Raw genomic sequence first — 17,528 nt, forward strand, 5'->3', positions numbered from 1 at the left:
GAGAGAATGTTTAAAAAGCAACATTTTGGGATTCGCAAGTTTACAGTAGGCGCAGCTTCTATCGCAGTAGGTGCGACTTTATTCTTTGGCGCAAATGCTTCTGCAGATGCAGCTGAAGTTGATGGTCAAGCTTGGACAAACGACAACTTAGGGGAAAGTTACGGCACAGCTTATGTAGAATCTAACGGCAACGCTGAAGGTCAAGCTTATGAACCAACATTAGCAGAAAGCAATGCTGAAGGTTCTGCTTGGGTTGCAGACAACGCGGTTTCAAGCAACGTTGACGGTCAAACTTGGACAAATGACAACTTAGGAGAAAGCTATGGTTCTGCTTACGTAGATGCTAATGGCAACGTCGATGGTCAAGCTTGGGAACCTACATTAGCAGAAAGCAATGCTGTGGATTCTGCAGTAGAAAGCAATACTGAGGGTTCTGCTTGGGTTGCAGACAACGCGGTTTCAAGCAACGTTGACGGTCAAGCTTGGACAAATGACAACTTAGGGGAAAGCTACGGTTCTGCTTACGTAGATGCTAATGGCAACGTCGATGGTCAAGCTTGGGAACCTACATTAGCAGAAGGTCCTGAAACAGGCTCTGCTTGGGTAGAAAACAACCTTAACGAAACAGTAACAGCAACAGGTGAACCTGCTTATGCTGAACCACTACCAGAAGGTCACATCGGTATTAACGGTGAACCTGCTTATGCTGAAGCGCTTCCTAAAGGCTCTTTAGATGGTTATTTATATGACCACGGTACGGGTGTTACTCATGAACTTCCTGAAGGTGACATCGCAATCAACGGTACTGGCGTAACACACGAATTACCTGAAGGCGACATTTCACTTAACGGTACAGGTGTCACTCATGAATTACCAGAGGGTACTTTAGATACGGACAACGATGGTTACACTGATGACGTAGAAATCGCTGAAGGCACAAGCACAACTGATGCCTCTATCACACCAGCGGCAACTGTCGATACTGATTTTGACGGTTACACTGATGCTGAAGAAGTGGCTGCAGGCACAAACCTTTACGATGCAGCATCTACACCAGTTGAAACTGCTGTAGGTCAAGAAGCAATTGCTGCTGATGCTCACGTAGCAAACGAAGCAACTGCTCAAGGATCTGTTGAAGCAACACCAGCACAAGCTGAAGGTCAAGCAGAAGGACAAGCTTTACCTGAAACTGGTTCAACAGAACAAGGTACATTATTCGGAGGACTTGTTGCATTCATCGGTGCTGTATTAGCTTTCTTTGGCTTACGTCGTAAAGCGTAATTCAAAGCGATACACCTTCGACATGCAACAAAAACGGATTGGGTGAATTCCCAATCCGTTTTTTCTTGTTATATAAGTTTTTTTCGCAATTTGTTAAGATCTCTTTGATTTATACTGCTTTATTTGAACGTTTTTGTAAAAAGATAGCTAAAGCTGCAATAACAATAATAGTTAAAATAACACCAATAACACCTAGTGTTTTTACAATATTACCAAATACGATACCCACCACTAAAAAGTCTGTATCAGAAAATGTTGTTGAAGCAAGACCTAAATCTCCAAGGAAAGGTAAGAATAATAAAGGTAAGAAAGTAATTAAAATACCGTTCATCATTGCACCAAAAACAGCACCTTTAATACCACCGCGTGCATTTCCAAACACACCCGAAGCTGCGCCTAGGAAGAAGTGTGGAACGACACCTGGTAAAATAACCACACCGCCAAGCATAAACATGATGAACATACCTACTACACCTGTCACAAAGCTAACAAAAAATCCAATTAATACTGCATTTTGCGCATATGGAAAAACAATTGGGCAATCCAATGCAGGCTTAGAATTAGGAACAAGTTTTTCAGAAATCCCTTTAAAGGCAGGAACAATTTCAGCTAAAATCAATCGGACACCTGTCAAAATAATGAAGACCCCTGCCGCAAAAGTAACTCCTTGAATCAGTGAAAAAACGATAAAGTTTTGATCATGGCTAATCTCTTTATGAACAAAACCTACCCCCGCAAATAAACTCGCAATCAAATATAATGCAACCATTGTAATTGAAATACTAATGGTACTTTCTCTCAAAAAGCTCAACCCTTTAGGAAACTTAATTTCCTCAGTTGATTTTGATTTCCCTTTAAACAATTTGCCAATTTCTCCTGCCGCCCAATAGCTTACCGTACCAAAATGACCTAACGCTACTTGATCATTGCCGGTAATTTTTCGCATGGTTGGCTGTGCCAACGCAGGAAAAACAGACATAATTAATCCTAAAATAATCGCTCCAATAACTATAGTTAGCGTACCGCTTACTTTTCCAACAGTTAAAATTATGGCTAAAAATGCTGCCATATAAAATGTATGGTGTCCAGTAAGAAAAATGTATTTCAAGTTCGTAAAGCGCGCAATTAAAATATTAACAATCATACCAAATACCATAATAAGTGCTGCGGTTGTGCCATACTTCTCTAATGCGATGGAAATAATAGCTTCATTATTTGGAACTACCCCTTGTACACCAAATGCATGTTGAAAGATTTTTCCAAAAGGCTCCAATGATTGAACAACAACTCCGGCACCTGCACTTAATATTAAAAAACCTAAAATGGTCTTAATGGTGCCTGTCGTCACGACAGAGGCCGGTTTCTTTTGAACTAAAAGTCCAATCAATGCGATGAACGCCACTAATATTGCAGGTTGGCTTAAAATATCAACGATAAAATCAAGAATGCTTTTCATGATGACACCCCCAGTTTTTAAATTTTATCTAAATCACGTAATTTATCCGTTAGTTTTTCTTCTAATTCTTGCTTATCTAAAATATTATCTAAAATCAAAACTTCGCCTAAACGGGCTGCGTTTTCTTCTAAATCTCGTCCACAAATGAACAAATCAGCCATCTCTGGGCTTGCGGTCATAATATCACTATGTTCAACTTCAATTTCTTGCTCAATATTCAAATTTTTTAGAACCTCTTGCACATTCATTTCAACCATAAAACTACTTCCTAAACCATGTCCACATACGACTAAAATTTTCATATTAATCTACTCCTTTAATAATATTGATAATTTCTTCTTCATTTGAAGCCTCTAATAATGCTTCAATATTTTCTTGTTGCCCTAGCAACTGAGCTAAATTTTGTAAAACCGTCAAATGCGATGTAGAATCAGTAGCACTAAGTACAAAAACCAACTCTGCATAGTGACTGTCAGTTGAAAAATTTATCGCCTCATCTAGCTTCAATAAACTGAGGCCCACTTGATGCACATCATTTCCTGGCCTCGCATGGGCAATAGCGACATGTGGTGCTATAACTATATAAGGCCCTAGTGTTTTAACACTTTGAATCATAGAATCTATATAGGAAGATTCTATATATTTTTGTGTTAACAAAGGTTGTGCTGCGAACTCAATTGCTTCTTCCCAACTGTCCACTTGATCTTTTACTATAATTTTATCCTTTGTAAGGACGTCTAAAGTCACTCTATTTCCCCTCCATTTTTCGGATATTCTTTTTAAAGTCTTCTAATTGACCATTAATTAATTGGTTTCTTATTTCATCTCTAAACAAAAGTTCACTTAATTGCTTTAATGCTTTTAAATGAACGTTTGTGTTTTCAGTTGCTAAGCATACAATGATTTTTACTGGATCAAACCTATCATGATTAAAAACAACGCCTTTTTTGAAATATCCTAAACTCATTCCTACGCCTTTCACATGAGTTGTACTACCATGAATTAATGCAATATGCGGACCAATAACCATATAGGGGCCAAGTTCATGCAACTTGTTCATAATCTCATCTTTGTATGTGTTTAAGACAATCCCATCTTGTTCTAACGGATATACTGTTTGGGTGATTGCTTCTTCAAATGTCTTTTTGACGGAAATCTCAAAGATACGTGAATCTGTAAGAATTTCACTGAGCGACACTCCTGAAGTGCAATCTAGGCTTGCATTTTCTACGCGTTTGGAATTAATAATATGATTAAGTTTTTTTATGTCCTCCTGTGTTAACAATGGAGAAACTGTAATGCTTTTAATTGTTTTATATTGCGTCGGTACCGTTGAAATAATCATATCCACATTCATTTCCATTAATTCAACTTCATCTATTTCGTAAATTGAATACGCTTCTATAATGTCAAACTCAGGATATATATTCGTTAACTTCGCATTTAACAATTGAGAAGTTCCAACCCCAGACCCACACAATAATATAACTTTAATCTGTTTACGTTTTCGATTTAATAATCTTTCAAAGCTTGATGCAAAATGAAGCGTAAGATAACTGATTTCATGCGCATTGAACTGGATATCGAAATGATTTTCAAATAAAGTTACATGTTTTTGAATCATATCTATCAATTCACGATACTCATTCACAATATCTTCATGTAAGGGATTAATATGATTGAGTTGATTTTGCATTCGATAAATTGCGGGAGATAAATGAATCGATAATCCTTGAATTAATTTGTGATCTGTAAAAAATTCAATCCCCATTTCGAAGCTCAATCTTTCTACAAATTGACTTATTAATTCTTCAAGTTCTGAAACGTGATGTCGTTCTACATTCAATGTAGATTGTTTAGAAGCAAGTAAATGTAATGTAATCAATTCAACTTCTGAATCTGGAAATTCAATATTAAAATAGTGTTCTATTTCCGTTTTTAACTTTATCGCTACTTGATATTGCTGATTAACCTGATGGAATGCATCCTCTTTAGATGTGTATGGTAAGGGATAATTTTGCTTAAGGCGCTTGATTGCGATAAATAAATGTAAGATAAGCCCTTCGATTGCAGTTTGAACTAATTGATACTCTTCATTTTTAAGTACCTTAATAACCAGTTTACGAATATTCTTTAAGTCTTCAGTACCATTAAAGTGAGCAATTATGGCATCATTCATCTCTTCATAATACCTATGTAGAAGTTGGGCATACGCATTTCGATAGTCAGATTCTTCCCCTTTGATAATGAACCCTTTGTTTTTAATATAGGTCATAGCAAGTTTGTTGACTTCAAACCACTGGGTAGCTTCTTTAATGTCACTCGCTATTGTACGGCGACTGACACGCAATTCCTCTGCCAAAGTTTTTGAACTTAATGGTCTCTCTTGTTCTAATAGTATTAGTTTGAGCAATGTTAATCGTTCATCTTTTGAAAAATGATACTGTTTAATTTGTGTAGGATTCATTCCATTTATATCAGTTTCATTTTTTTCATGAAACGCTTTAACCCCTTCAGATTTACTTCTGACAATACGATAGCCTAACGTTTCAGACATAGCTTCTAAATACTCAATATCGTATTGAATGGTTCTCTCAGAAAGATTGAATTCTTTAGCTAGTTGGCTCGTTGTGACAAATTGTGAAACGTTGCTTATTCGATTTAAAATCTGATGTTGACGATTGCTTAACAAATTTATGCCTCCTATACTTTTATTGTAAACGCTTTCCAGAAGAGGTAGATATGCAACCTTTTGCATTTGAAAATCCGCAAAAGTTCATATCTAAAATCATCATTTCATTAAAGAGCTAGGTTATAACCAACTTAAAATTAGAAAGCCACCAAAATTTACCCTTAGATAAATTTTGATGGCTATTTGAGTAACACTTAAATCAGTAAAACAGAATTTTTAACTTTGATTTGTGAGTAAATATGGCAGATTGATTGATTCCAAAGCCAAGACTTCTTAAGTTTTAATTGCAACTAAAAATCCGTTTTTAATGTTTAAAATGTAAATAAGAGATGCCCCATCAATGCAATAATCGGTAATGCGATAATCGTACGCATTAAGAAAATCGCAAACAGTTTTGGCAAGCTCACTGGGATTTTAGAACCTAAAATTACGCCACCCACTTCGGATAAATAAATCAATTGACTGACGCTCAATGCCCCTACCACAAAACGTGTTAAATCACTGGATACGCCTTCAATGAGTAATGACGGTAAAAACATATCCGCAAAACCGATTAACACTGTTTCAGAGGCTTCTTTTGCTGCAGGAATTTGCAAGATTTCAAACAGTGGCAAGAACGGCAACCCTAATATTCGGAAGATCGGTGTATACGTGGCGAGAATTGTCGCAAGCGTACCAATCGTCATCACGACGGGTAATACCGCAAGCCACATATCAATCACTGTTTTGAAGCCATCTTTGAAAAATTGTTTTGCACCTGGCGCTTTAATGCCTTGTTCTGTCGCTTGTTCAAAACCATAAACGACAGGATTTTTATTTCCTAAATCCTCTTCTTGTAACGTGGCATGTTTTTTGTTATTTCTAAATGTGTCTGGCACACGATTTAAAGGCCATAAACGTGGCAAAATAATCGCACAGGCCAAACATGCGAGTATCACTGTTAAATAGAAATAATAAAAATGATGTGATAAATGAATGGTTTCCGCTATGACGATAACAAATGTGATAGAAACCACACTGAACATCGTCGCAATCGTCGTTGCCTCACGACGGGTGTAATAGCCTTGATTGTATTGTTCACTTGCGATCATGACGCCGATTGTACCATCACCTAAAAACGAAGCCAAGTTAATCACGGTTGAACGTCCTGGCAATTTAAATAAGGGACGCATAATTGGTCTGAAGATCGGCCCGAAAAATTCTAATAAACCGTAAGACATTAAAAATGGTAAAAACAAACCTGCAAAAAAGAAAATAGTAACTAATGTCGGTAATAAACTGCTAAATACAAGATCTCCTGTATCACTAGAATAGATGACTTCCGTGCCAACTTTGAAATAAACTAGCCACACAAATACTACCGCGAGTAAACGCACAATCACCCATAATGGCCCCACAGAAAATGTTTTTGCCATTTGTCTTTCTGGATCAAGCTTGTCTTTATAAATGGTACTACAGAGGACCGTTAAAATTCCTGAAAGTGTAATAATCGCTAAAATAATGATGGGCATCGCCCCACCAATCAAATCTTTCATTAAATTGGACAACCATGCAATCGGAAGTGTTGTTTCTGATTGTCCTTGATCATTAGGGAGACTAATCGGTAATAAAAACAAGAAAATGCCGATTAATGACATAATAATAAATTTTAGTCGTCCTTTAATGATCTCTTTTTTACTATACGTATTCACATTTTCCACCCCTTCTCATATGAAGTTTCTTTTCTTAATAATGTCATAAATCCTTGTGGGAAGGAGGATTTTTTTACATTGTGTATTTCAAAAACAGCGCAATCTGTCTTTATATTTCGTTCTCTATTTGTATGTTTATCATTCACGCGACGTGCGACTCCTCACTTTTGCGTATAAATATGCAATAAAACGCTTATTTTCACTTTTCTATTTTACATGAATTATAGGTCAAATGCACTAGTTTCAGAAATTGGAAAGATGTAATTTTATCCCCTCAACTCTTTTGAATTTTCTTTTCCGTTTTTCATAATCTCATCCCTTTTTATCAAGAAGACGTCAAAAACGCCTAAAGCATGGGTTTGGCTTTAGGCGTTTTCATTATTTATCGGCTAAAATTTCATTATAACTGATTTCTTCTCGAAGTCTAACGGCGATGTCATGTTCAGTAATTTCACCATTTAAGACCATTTCATCGAGCACTTCTCGTTGTGTATAGACCGCATAGAGTTTCATTCGGCGCGTTTGTTCTTTCGCTTTAGGTTCTTTCGGTTTACGACGGGATTTACTGCGGATTCTTGTGAAGTAAGACGTATTAATCATCCCTATTTCTAATACGTTTTGACTGTTTCTTTCTTCGGCCAAACGCGCGGATACATTACGATACACTTGGTCCAACGTTTGGTCTAACGTTTTGATATCGATGTGCTTTTTCATTTTACCTGTTCTTGCACGATAACGTAACATAAACATTTTCATCATCATTTTTAATTTTTCAATAAAATCCGCTTCTTTAAAATGTTGCGAATTGTCGACGATGATGCGATATTGCGTTAAACCCTGTTTATCTATTTTTTCTTCTTGGACAAGTTGTTCTAAGGTGTGTTGTTCGACTTCGCTCGCAATTTCACTTAATCTCCGAAACTCTTTCGCATCTTTACGATGACTTTGATTGCGCAATAAAAACATGTATTCATTGTAATATTCTTGAACGACCGGACCAAAGGACGTCATCGTACTCGCTTCGGGTGTCATTTTCATCCGATGAATGACTTCGGCTAATATCCGCATTTTAGCATCTATAAAAGTTAACCCTTTATTCGGCACAATTTCTGCAGATTTCGTCACAAGCGGCAATACGATTTGTGCCATAATTAGGCTCAATAATACCATCATCGCAGCGATAAAAATCAAATCATTTCGGAACTCGAATAACTGCTGATGGGCCAAATAGACAGGTAACGTTAAGGCCAATGACACTGAAATCGTCCCATGAATCCCACACATCGTCATAATAAATGCATAATGGAAACGGCTCATCGGTTCAGGTGTCTCATCATTATTAAACGAAAACCGTGTATTTCTCGGGTAATAAAAAGTCTTGAAAAAGGCAAAGACCCACAAAAAGCGACAAACGTAAATGGCAATCGCAATGAGCACCGTAACGCCTAATAAAAAGACTAATTTTTCAGGTTCATTTTGGATGATTTCCACAATCACATTCGGAACGATATAACCTAAAATCACAAACACAAATCCATTGAGCACGTAACTGAGCGTACTCCAAATTTGACCATAACTCATTTGTACTTCAGGTTGTGCCCGGACGAGTCGATCGCGTTCGAAGCCATGAATAAGCCCCGCCACCACCACGGCAATAATTCCTGACGCATGAACCAGTTCAGCGACGATATAAACAACAAACGGTGTCAATAATTGGATGAAGATGAGGGTATTATTGTCTTTAATCCCTTTCGTCTGCAACATAATGCGAAGACGTACAACCATCACACCAATAATTAGACCGACCAGTATTCCTAAAATCGTCGACAATACAAACTGCTCGATCGCTTGAACTGCTGAAAACGTATGTAGAATTAAAGCAGTGATGGCAATTTTGAATGAAATGATCCCCGCGGCATCATTCAATAACGACTCTCCTTCTAAAATCGTCATGGCGCCTTTAGGTAAAATCTTCCCTTTTGTAATCGCTTTGACGGCAACAGCATCTGTTGGACACAAAATCGCGGCAATCGCAAAAGCGGCAGCCATCGGTAAATCCGGCCATACCCAGTGGAGAAAGAATCCCGCCCCGATCACGGTCACAAACACAAGCGCCATCGCCATCAATGTGATGGGCTTAATGTATTGGAGTAATTTCTCACGGTGCACATTCGACCCTTCGACAAATAAGAGTGGCGCAATCACGGCTAACATAAACACTTCGGAACTAAATTCGAAATGAATCGTAATCGGAATTAAAAACAACAACACCCCAAGTGCAATTTGTATGAACGCGACAGGTACTTTTGGTATTTTCATGCTTATGACTGAACTGAGTATCACCGCCACAATAAAAAAGATATATGCTTCTAATAACTGCATTCAAAAAACCCCTGTTCTCAACTTTTATTGAATCACGCGATCTCCTCGCTGATATTTATGTAATAAGGCGTGTGGGATATGACAATAATCGTCAGGAAAATGATCCAAGCGGTCCTGATGTTCCGCCGCACTCGGAACATATTGTGTTAAAGGACAGACTTCCACTTGAACTTTATCATAATCCTCGCGTTGCGCGATGTACTGGCGCGCAATGTCAAGATGTGCTTTATTTTCGCTATATACACCTGTTCGATACTTCGGCTCGACATCGTACCCTTGACGATTGACGGCGTATGGATCGATAATGTCAAACAAGTCTCGCACAAGCGCTTCCACTGACACTTGTTCGGGGTCGAATGTCGTCTTGACGCATTCGACATAGCCATCATAAGGCCCATCGAGACTTGTCGTTTGACCATTCGCGCGCCCCGCTTCAGTATGAATGACACCGGGGATCGTCTTCACAAAAGCTTGCACGCCCCATAAACATCCCCCTGCAAGATAGATCGTTTCCATCAGCGATTCTCCTTTTATCGTGATTAGTTTTATTATACATGACTGTTATCCTAAATCTGAAGTAAGAGTCACTATGCCCCATTTTTAAACATGGTGCATCAAATAGGAAATAAATCTTTGCACCGTCGCATGACGCGAGGCATCGTTGTGTTTGGCTGTAAATGCCGCAAATGACATTTTGAAATCAAAAGGCGCCCCAATGGGTATCGCCGCAATCTCCCCGTGTAAAATAAATGGGTTGTCTTCAATCATGAGATTTGAGACGACACTTACGCCTAATCCCTCTGACACGGTACGGATAACGACACTCGGATTAGAGGTGCGAAATACAATTTTTAATGGGCCATTTTTCGCTTCGTAAGCTTCGAAGTTACTATGGTAAATATTACGATCAAATAATACAAAAGGATACGGTTGCACCTCTTCTAATGTCACCTTTTGTTTGAGCGCAAGTTTTGATTTTTTAGGAGCAATCAGTCTAAAATCGGTTTCTATATTTAAGGGATGGATGTGAACCTCTTGACTTAAATTTTCATCAGCTCGCATGCCTCCTAAACCGATATCCACTTTTTCGTTTTTGACCATGTGAAGGATGTCATCGCGTTCGCTTTCGATGACTTCCACTGAAATATGCGGATAATCTTCTTTAAAACGTGACAACGCTTTTGGAATAATTTTATGAAAGAGCGTAGGAATTGTCGCAATTTTAATCGTGCCACTGACGTCTGATTGCATCGCTTTGACTTCGTTTTTCAATTGGGCTTCGGTTTCTATCATTTGAAGAATGTACGGCATTAAATGTTTGCCCATTTCGGTTGGGAGTGTACCTTTTTTCGAACGGTGAAATAGGGGGTAACCAACTTCTTTCTCAAACGTTGCGATGGATTGGCTCAACGCTGATTGTGTGATATTCATTTTTTGTGCCGCATGAATGATGGATTCTTCTTCAAATATTGCTTTAACATAATGTAATTGTTCAAAATTCATAAGTCACCTCTATCCATTAGCAAAACTAATGTATCTATCATTATTTCTAATTATACATAAGATTTCCAACTTACTATAATAAAGAGTGTCTTATTTTAGGAGTTAAAGGAGTCTTTCAATTGAATGCACAACTTTGGTCAAAGCCATTTATCTTTGTCACAGGTATTAACTTTTTAATGTATTTGATTCATTATACGTTAATTGTGACGGTAGCTACGTATACGATGGCTGAATTTCATGCGCCAGAAAGTTTAGGTGGACTAGCGGCGGGGATTTTCATTATCGGCATGTTGTTAGGTCGTCTCGGCACAGGTCGTATCATTGACAGCCTACGTCCAAAACAATTGATTATGTTCGGTATTGTCTTTTCTATCGTGACGATTGGCCTATATTTTTTGACACAATCGCTCACTTTATTGTTGATTGTGCGCTTTTTACATGGGGGCGCTTTCGGGATAGCCTCTACCGCTACAGGGACCTATGCCTCTCGAATTGTACCTGATGTGAAAAAAGGAGAAGGGTTAGGATATTATGCCTTAAGTGTAACTATGGCCTCTGCACTCGGTCCATTTTTAGGAATCGTCTTTAATCAAACCATGGGCTTTGCTTCCATTTTCATCATGAGTACACTCGTTATTATTATTGCGCTAGGTTTGAGTTTCGGGTTAACAGATCTCCCAAGCACATTGAACAAAGAGGACCATGAACGTCCAAAAGGTTTGAGTGCCTTTTTCCAAAAAGAAGCGCTTCCGATGTCGTTTGTGATTGTTTTAGTCGGTATGGCTTATTCAAGCGTATTATCCTTTTTAACGATTTATGCTGAGACCATCAACCTTTCGACAGCTGCAAGCTTTTTCTTTGTGGTCTTTGCGATTTTTACATTTGTGACGCGTCCTTTCACCGGCAAAATATTTGATTACTACGGCCCCAATGTCATCGTTTATCCTGTGTTAGTTGCGTTTGCGTTAGGGCTTGTCTTTTTATCTCTCACACATGGACCAGTGCTGCTATATCTCGCAGCCGGACTTATTGGGATTGGCTATGGTACGATTGTGCCAAGTGGGCAAACGATTGTGATTCAGCAATCCCCCAAAGAAAAAATGGGTCTTGCGACCTCCACCTTTTTTATTTTTCTAGATTTTGGGGCAGGAATCGGTCCTTTTATTTTAGGTGCGCTAATACCATTTACAGGTTATCGTATGTTGTATCTTTTAATGGCGATGATCGGTGTTTTCGCTATTATCGGCTACTTTTTCGCACATGGTAAAAGTGCATCAAAACGCCATATATCAAGTTCTAACGAATAATTTTTAGGTATACCTAACTTTTTATTTTACATATTCTAAAATTTGTGTTATCTTAAAGATGTTCAAGATGATACCCTTACATTTTGAACACATTTCCCTTCAAAAGTATGAGCTGTGATTTTCTGGCATTACATCCTCCAAAAATGCATCGTAATTCAGAAATTAGTCTCACATGCTCGTCGTCCAAATCTGAAGACCTTCTAGGGAGGTTGGGTCCCCTACTACATATCCACCTCACCTCAAAAGGTCAACCTAATAGGGTGGTTATTGCGATAAAGCGATACACACATATGGTTCTCCTAAAAAGCGGTATGTTACATACGGTTGTAACAACCGATACGTTCAACCTATTTTAAAACCCTCAATAATACCCCTGACGTCTGGTCACGTCAGGGGTTTGTTGTGGTAAAAAATGAGGAGTAGCTCAAGAATTTTCGATTTTTTGAGGTCTATAAAAATCTGACGGTGCCATCAATGTTCAAGTCTTTTTGCTCCTAAACAAAAAGAGTTAAGCAATTCATGATTGCCTAACTCCTTAATTTGATGTGACCCGTCTGATTTGACAGAGCGCTTTTTTTCACATCTCTTCTTATTTCGCTGTTTCAAGTTTCAATGGGATTTTAATGGCTTTTTCTACTTTTTTCCCGTCCATTAATTTCAATACGGTCTGCACCGCTTCTTTCCCCATCAATTGCGGTTGTTGGGCCACGGTCGCATCGAGTTGATGATTTTTAATGGCTTTCATCGCATCTTCATTACCATCAAAGCCCACTACGACAATGTCTTTATCTCCAATCGCTTCAATTGCGCCTAATGCCATTTCATCGTTATGCGCAAAAATCGCTTTAATATCCGGATGCGCTTGAATCATATTTTGTGTCACATTTAACCCTTCTGCACGATCAAATTTGGCACTTTGTTTAGAGACAATATTTAAATCTTTATCGGCAATCTCATGGAAGCCTTTGCCTCGTTCGCGTGTCGCACTCGCTCCTGGCACCCCTTCAAGCTCGGCGACTTTCGCTTGTTTCCCAACTTTATCAACTATAAACTTACCGCCCATTTTACCGCCTTCAACATTATCTGAGGCAATAAATGAAGCTACTTCGCCTTTATCTACCGAACGGTCTAACGTAATGACAGGAATGCCCTCGTTATTCGCGGATTGGACGGCACTGGAAATCGCACTTGAATCAGTCGGATTGACAATTAAATAATCAACCTGTTGTTGCACAAGATCTTCGATGTCATTCGTTTGTTTTGCGGAATCATCCCGTGCATCAACGACTTTTACTTGCATGCCTTGCTTTTTGGCTTCTTTTTCAATATTATCTTTGATTGTCACAAAAAATGGGTTATTTAATGTGGAAATACTTACACCTATTGTGATGTCAGATTTGTTTTTATTCGTTTTGCCACTTTTGTCTTTTTTGACGGGTGATTCTAAGGAACATCCCGCTAATAGCAAAAGACATGCCAAAAAGATGACGATAGTTTTTTTCATGAACGTCTCCTACTTTCCTTATTTTTTTCGATCGATGAGCACCGCTATTAAAATAACGACCCCTTTAACGACTTGTTGATAAAACGAAGACACACCGAGTAAATTCAACCCATTGTTTAACACACCAATGATAAGCACCCCTATCAATGTACCCACAATGCGCCCTTTACCGCCTGTAAGTGACGTTCCACCTAATACCACGGCCGCAATGGCATCGAGTTCATAGGCCGTTCCTGCTGTCGGTTGCGCAGAGTTCAGTCGTGAAGTTAAAATGGCGCCGGCTAATGCAGCCATAAATCCTGAAATCCCATAAATCAAAATTTTGACGCGATTCACTTTAATACCTGAAATTTTAGCTGCGATTTCGTTGCCACCAATCGCATACGTATGGCGTCCAAAAGTTGTTTTATGTAAAATGATAAACAAAGCGATAAAAACAAGGGTCATCGTAACGGCTGGCACTGGAATACCAAAGAAATAACCTTTACCAAAGAGTTGGAATAAGTAATTGTCCCCTAAATTCGTAATTGGGTTCCCATCCGTCACGACAAGTGTCAGTCCACGGAAGATGGTCATCGTCGCTAGTGTTGCGATAAATGGTGCCATGTTGCCTTTTGTGACAAAAATTCCGTTGACTACACCTAGAACAAAGCCAATCAGTACGCCGATGATAATGGCAATGATTGGGTCAACCCCACTCGTAATCATTAATGCGATAAATGCCGACGAAAGCGCTAAAATAGACCCCACGGATAAATCAATGCCACCGGTTAAAATGACAAACGTCATCCCAAACGCAATCAGCCCATTAATTGACACTTGTCTTAATAAATTGAGTAAATTCGATAAATCTAAAAATGCCGGATTCAGTACACTAATCATCACAATCAGTAAGATGAGTCCTACGAATGGAATCAGCTTTTCAAATAAAGATGTTTTAGCGGTTAATGTTTTCATGTAATGTTCCTCCTGTCGCCAGTGTCATAATTTTTTCTTCTGTCATATCCTCTCCCGTCAAATGACCGGCAATGCGCCCTTCATGAACAACCATGACACGGTCACTCATCCCAATCACTTCTGGCAGTTCTGAGGAAATCATAATGATAGAGACACCACGTTCGGTCAATTCATTCATCAGCTGATAAATTTCACGTTTCGCCCCTACATCAATGCCGCGCGTCGGTTCATCAAAAATAATGATACGCGGGGCGGTACCTATCCATTTCGCGAGCACGACTTTTTGTTGGTTGCCTCCTGATAAAGTGCCCGCAGGTTGCTGATGCGGTGTTTTTATATTTAGGCGGTCTCGCATGCGATCGACAAATTGATTGGACTCTTTTTCTTTCACAAAGCCGTATTTTGAAAAGCTTTTTAAGGAGGGCAACACCATATTGTCACGAATTGAAAAATCTAAAATGAGCCCTTCATCTTTTCGATTTTCTGTAATCAGTGCGAGCCCATGTTTCATGGCATCTTCGGGTGTTTTAATAGACACTTTTTCTCCATTGATTTCAATATGATGCGTTCCCTTATCTAAGCCAAACAGACTGCGCATCATTTCAGTACGCCCAGCGCCCATCAGACCACTGACACCTAAAATTTCTCCGCGTCTTAAATCAAATGCGACATCCTTAATCTGATGTTGAGGATTGGTGAGGTGTGACACGTTTAAAATGATATCTTGCGGTTCATAATGGCGGTCCGGGTATTGATCTTCTAAATCTCTGCCGACCATGGCGCGCACGATGTCATTGTAAGCGGTTTCTTGTGTTGGTTTATAAAAAACGGTTTGCCCATCACGCATCACCGTAATTTCATCCGATATTTCAAAAATTTCCGCCATCCGATGTGAAATGTAGACGAACGCTACACCTTGTTTTTTCAAATGGCGTATCATTTTAAACAATTCTGTAATTTCTGTTTCTGTCAAAGTCGCAGTCGGTTCGTCCATAATAATGACTTTCGCCTCAGTCATGAGGGCTTTGGCGATTTCAATCATTTGTTGTTCCCCGATAGAACAATGTTTGGCTATTTTATGAAGCGGAATATGGAAATTTAATTTTTCAAAAATGGCCTTCGCTTGTTTTTCCATTTCTGCTGTTTTCAAAAGGCCCCATTTGTTTTTAATTTCTTTACCGATGAACATATTTTCTAAAACGGTTAATTCAGGCCAAATGTTTAATTCTTGATGGATAAAAACAAATCCAGCGCGTTCGGCTTCTTTCGGATTATTGAATACTTTGGATTCCTCTGAGATGAGAATGTCCCCTCGATCTTTTTGATGAATCCCTACTAAAATTTTCATCAGTGTCGATTTACCTGCACCGTTTTCGCCCATTAAGGCGTGGACAGTACCTCGTCGGAGAGTAAAATCGACGCCTTGTAACACTTTGTTTTCGCCAAAGGCTTTATGAATTTGACGCATCGTAATCATGTCGCACTCCTCCTAAAATAAGACATCGCTCTGTAAAATGATGTTAGCGTATGGGGTCGCTTCTCCTGTCCGAATAATCGCTTTGACGTTTTGAGATCGGCGTTTCAATTCGTCATGGGAGACGGTCTTGAAATCTGAAAAGTCCTCTTTAAGATTTTCAAATAACAAATTATTATGGTGTTGCATCTCTTTAGCCACCGTTGCTGACGCGATGGCCATATGTTTTGAAATTTCGGTGTAAACGTCCATAAATGACGGTTCGCCAAACTTTAACGCAAGGTCAATGCGCTTGACCCCTTCTGGAATAGGTAACCCACAATCCGCAATCATAATACAATCCGTATGACCCAGTTGGCTGAGCACCGTGGAAATGTCACTGTTTAAAATGCCTGTTTTATACATCGAGTTCACCTCTAATCTCGTCCCACGTTGGCATGCCGCCTTGTGCACCCATGCCCGTCACTGAAACACTTGCAGCAAGGTTTGCTAGCGCGATGGCTTTTTCTAGCGGCCACTCTTTTTGTAAGCCGACAGCAAGTGCACCGTTAAACGTATCCCCTGCCCCAGTGGTATCTTTGACTTCGCGTGTATAGCCTTTTACTGTAATATGGTCTTCTCCGTTAAAGTAACGCGCCCCTTTGTCGCCAATCGTGACAATCAATTTATTAGGGTAACGTTCTAAAGCTTTTTCGAGATCTCCTTTAAAAAGGGCCTCACTTTCTGTTTCATTCGGCGTAATATAATCCGCATGCGCAATCACCGCGTCACTGACTTCCCGATACGGTGCTGGGTTTAAAATAGACGTGATGTGGTGTTGGTGACAATACGCCAACACTTGCTCGACTGTTTCTACTGGAATTTCTTGCTGAATTAACACAATATCGCCAGACTGCAGTTCTGCGAGTTGCGCTTTTATGTTCGCATAGGTCACTTCATGATTCGCTGAAGGGACGACAATAATGCTGTTGTCGTGGTCTGCTAACGTAATATGCGCTGTTCCGGATGGCATATTTGGCACGACTTTCAAATGGGTTACGTCCACACCGTTACGTTGGAAATTTTGAACAATCTCTTGGCCAAAATCATCATCGCCGATGCGTCCAATCATATGAACATTTTCTCCTAAACGGGCAGCAGCCACCGCTTGGTTCGCCCCTTTACCCCCAGGCGCGGTAAAAAAGGATTCCCCTAAGACTGTCTCGCCCTTTTGAGGCACGACGTTTGTTTCAACCACTAAATCCATAGAAACACTACCGATGACATATATTTTTTTCATTT

General features: G+C 39.3%; 15 protein-coding genes. 2 read left to right on the forward strand and 13 right to left on the reverse strand.

The window, feature by feature from the left end; genetic code table 11:
• Window positions 1-6 precede the first annotated feature (6 nt).
• Window positions 7-1,281, forward strand: coding sequence for a YSIRK-type signal peptide-containing protein (locus G8Y84_RS07565; protein ID WP_172458455.1), 1,275 nt, complete (start codon window positions 7-9; stop codon window positions 1,279-1,281).
• A gap of 109 nt (window positions 1,282-1,390) precedes the next feature.
• Here G8Y84_RS07565 and G8Y84_RS07570 read toward each other — a convergent pair whose 3' ends face one another.
• The 8 genes from G8Y84_RS07570 to G8Y84_RS07605 form a co-directional block, all read right to left on the reverse strand.
• On the reverse strand, window positions 1,391-2,737 hold the full coding sequence (locus G8Y84_RS07570; RefSeq protein ID WP_037576224.1) for a PTS ascorbate transporter subunit IIC: 1,347 nt from the start codon (window positions 2,735-2,737) through the stop codon (window positions 1,391-1,393).
• Window positions 2,738-2,754: 17 nt separating this feature from the next.
• The gene (locus G8Y84_RS07575) at window positions 2,755-3,039 is read right to left on the reverse strand and encodes a PTS sugar transporter subunit IIB (protein ID WP_037576225.1); all 285 of its coding nucleotides are present in this window, start codon (window positions 3,037-3,039) and stop codon (window positions 2,755-2,757) included.
• A 1-nt stretch (window position 3,040) separates the two neighbouring features.
• Window positions 3,041-3,484: a PTS sugar transporter subunit IIA gene (locus G8Y84_RS07580; RefSeq protein ID WP_103159202.1), complete on the reverse strand. Its 444-nt coding sequence runs from the start codon at window positions 3,482-3,484 to the stop codon at window positions 3,041-3,043.
• Between the two features lies 1 nt (window position 3,485).
• Window positions 3,486-5,429: a BglG family transcription antiterminator gene (locus G8Y84_RS07585; protein WP_165806236.1), complete on the reverse strand. Its 1,944-nt coding sequence runs from the start codon at window positions 5,427-5,429 to the stop codon at window positions 3,486-3,488.
• Between the two features lie 311 nt (window positions 5,430-5,740).
• The gene (locus G8Y84_RS07590) at window positions 5,741-7,066 is read right to left on the reverse strand and encodes a YjiH family protein (protein WP_210433488.1); all 1,326 of its coding nucleotides are present in this window, start codon (window positions 7,064-7,066) and stop codon (window positions 5,741-5,743) included.
• A gap of 432 nt (window positions 7,067-7,498) precedes the next feature.
• Complete coding sequence (locus G8Y84_RS07595) at window positions 7,499-9,502, reverse strand: cation:proton antiporter (protein WP_107387759.1); 2,004 nt, start codon at window positions 9,500-9,502, stop codon at window positions 7,499-7,501.
• Between the two features lie 24 nt (window positions 9,503-9,526).
• Entirely contained in the window at window positions 9,527-10,018 is a 492-nt protein-coding gene (locus tag G8Y84_RS07600) for a peptide-methionine (S)-S-oxide reductase (protein WP_165806237.1), read from the reverse strand.
• An 84-nt stretch (window positions 10,019-10,102) separates the two neighbouring features.
• Window positions 10,103-11,005, reverse strand: a complete 903-nt coding sequence (locus G8Y84_RS07605) for a LysR family transcriptional regulator (protein WP_037576245.1) — start codon at window positions 11,003-11,005, stop codon at window positions 10,103-10,105.
• Window positions 11,006-11,124: 119 nt separating this feature from the next.
• On the opposite strand from G8Y84_RS07605, the gene G8Y84_RS07610 reads away from it, so the two are divergent.
• On the forward strand, window positions 11,125-12,312 hold the full coding sequence (locus G8Y84_RS07610) for an MFS transporter (protein WP_165806238.1): 1,188 nt from the start codon (window positions 11,125-11,127) through the stop codon (window positions 12,310-12,312).
• A gap of 589 nt (window positions 12,313-12,901) precedes the next feature.
• Here the strand turns inward: G8Y84_RS07610 and G8Y84_RS07615 are convergent.
• Genes G8Y84_RS07615 through rbsK form a run of 5 tightly spaced genes read right to left on the reverse strand, consistent with a single transcriptional unit; the run spans window position 12,902 to window position 17,526 of the window.
• Window positions 12,902-13,816, reverse strand: coding sequence for a D-ribose ABC transporter substrate-binding protein (locus tag G8Y84_RS07615; RefSeq protein WP_037576250.1), 915 nt, complete (start codon window positions 13,814-13,816; stop codon window positions 12,902-12,904).
• A gap of 18 nt (window positions 13,817-13,834) precedes the next feature.
• The gene (locus G8Y84_RS07620) at window positions 13,835-14,773 is read right to left on the reverse strand and encodes an ABC transporter permease subunit (protein ID WP_103159209.1); all 939 of its coding nucleotides are present in this window, start codon (window positions 14,771-14,773) and stop codon (window positions 13,835-13,837) included.
• Window positions 14,754-16,250 carry a sugar ABC transporter ATP-binding protein gene (locus G8Y84_RS07625; RefSeq protein WP_107366353.1) on the reverse strand — a complete coding sequence of 499 codons (1,497 nt, stop codon included), beginning with the start codon at window positions 16,248-16,250 and terminating at the stop codon, window positions 14,754-14,756. Before G8Y84_RS07625 ends, G8Y84_RS07620 begins: the two co-directional genes overlap by 20 nt.
• A gap of 12 nt (window positions 16,251-16,262) precedes the next feature.
• The gene (rbsD, locus tag G8Y84_RS07630; RefSeq protein ID WP_105963257.1) at window positions 16,263-16,652 is read right to left on the reverse strand and encodes a D-ribose pyranase; all 390 of its coding nucleotides are present in this window, start codon (window positions 16,650-16,652) and stop codon (window positions 16,263-16,265) included.
• Window positions 16,645-17,526: a ribokinase gene (gene rbsK / locus G8Y84_RS07635; RefSeq protein ID WP_165806239.1), complete on the reverse strand. Its 882-nt coding sequence runs from the start codon at window positions 17,524-17,526 to the stop codon at window positions 16,645-16,647. The genes rbsD and rbsK overlap by 8 nt, the downstream gene beginning before the upstream one ends.
• Between the last annotated feature and the right edge of the window lie 2 nt (window positions 17,527-17,528).

Origin of the sequence: Staphylococcus sp. 11511212, assembly GCF_011394755.1 — a bacterium.
Classification (GTDB): domain Bacteria; phylum Bacillota; class Bacilli; order Staphylococcales; family Staphylococcaceae; genus Staphylococcus; species Staphylococcus chromogenes.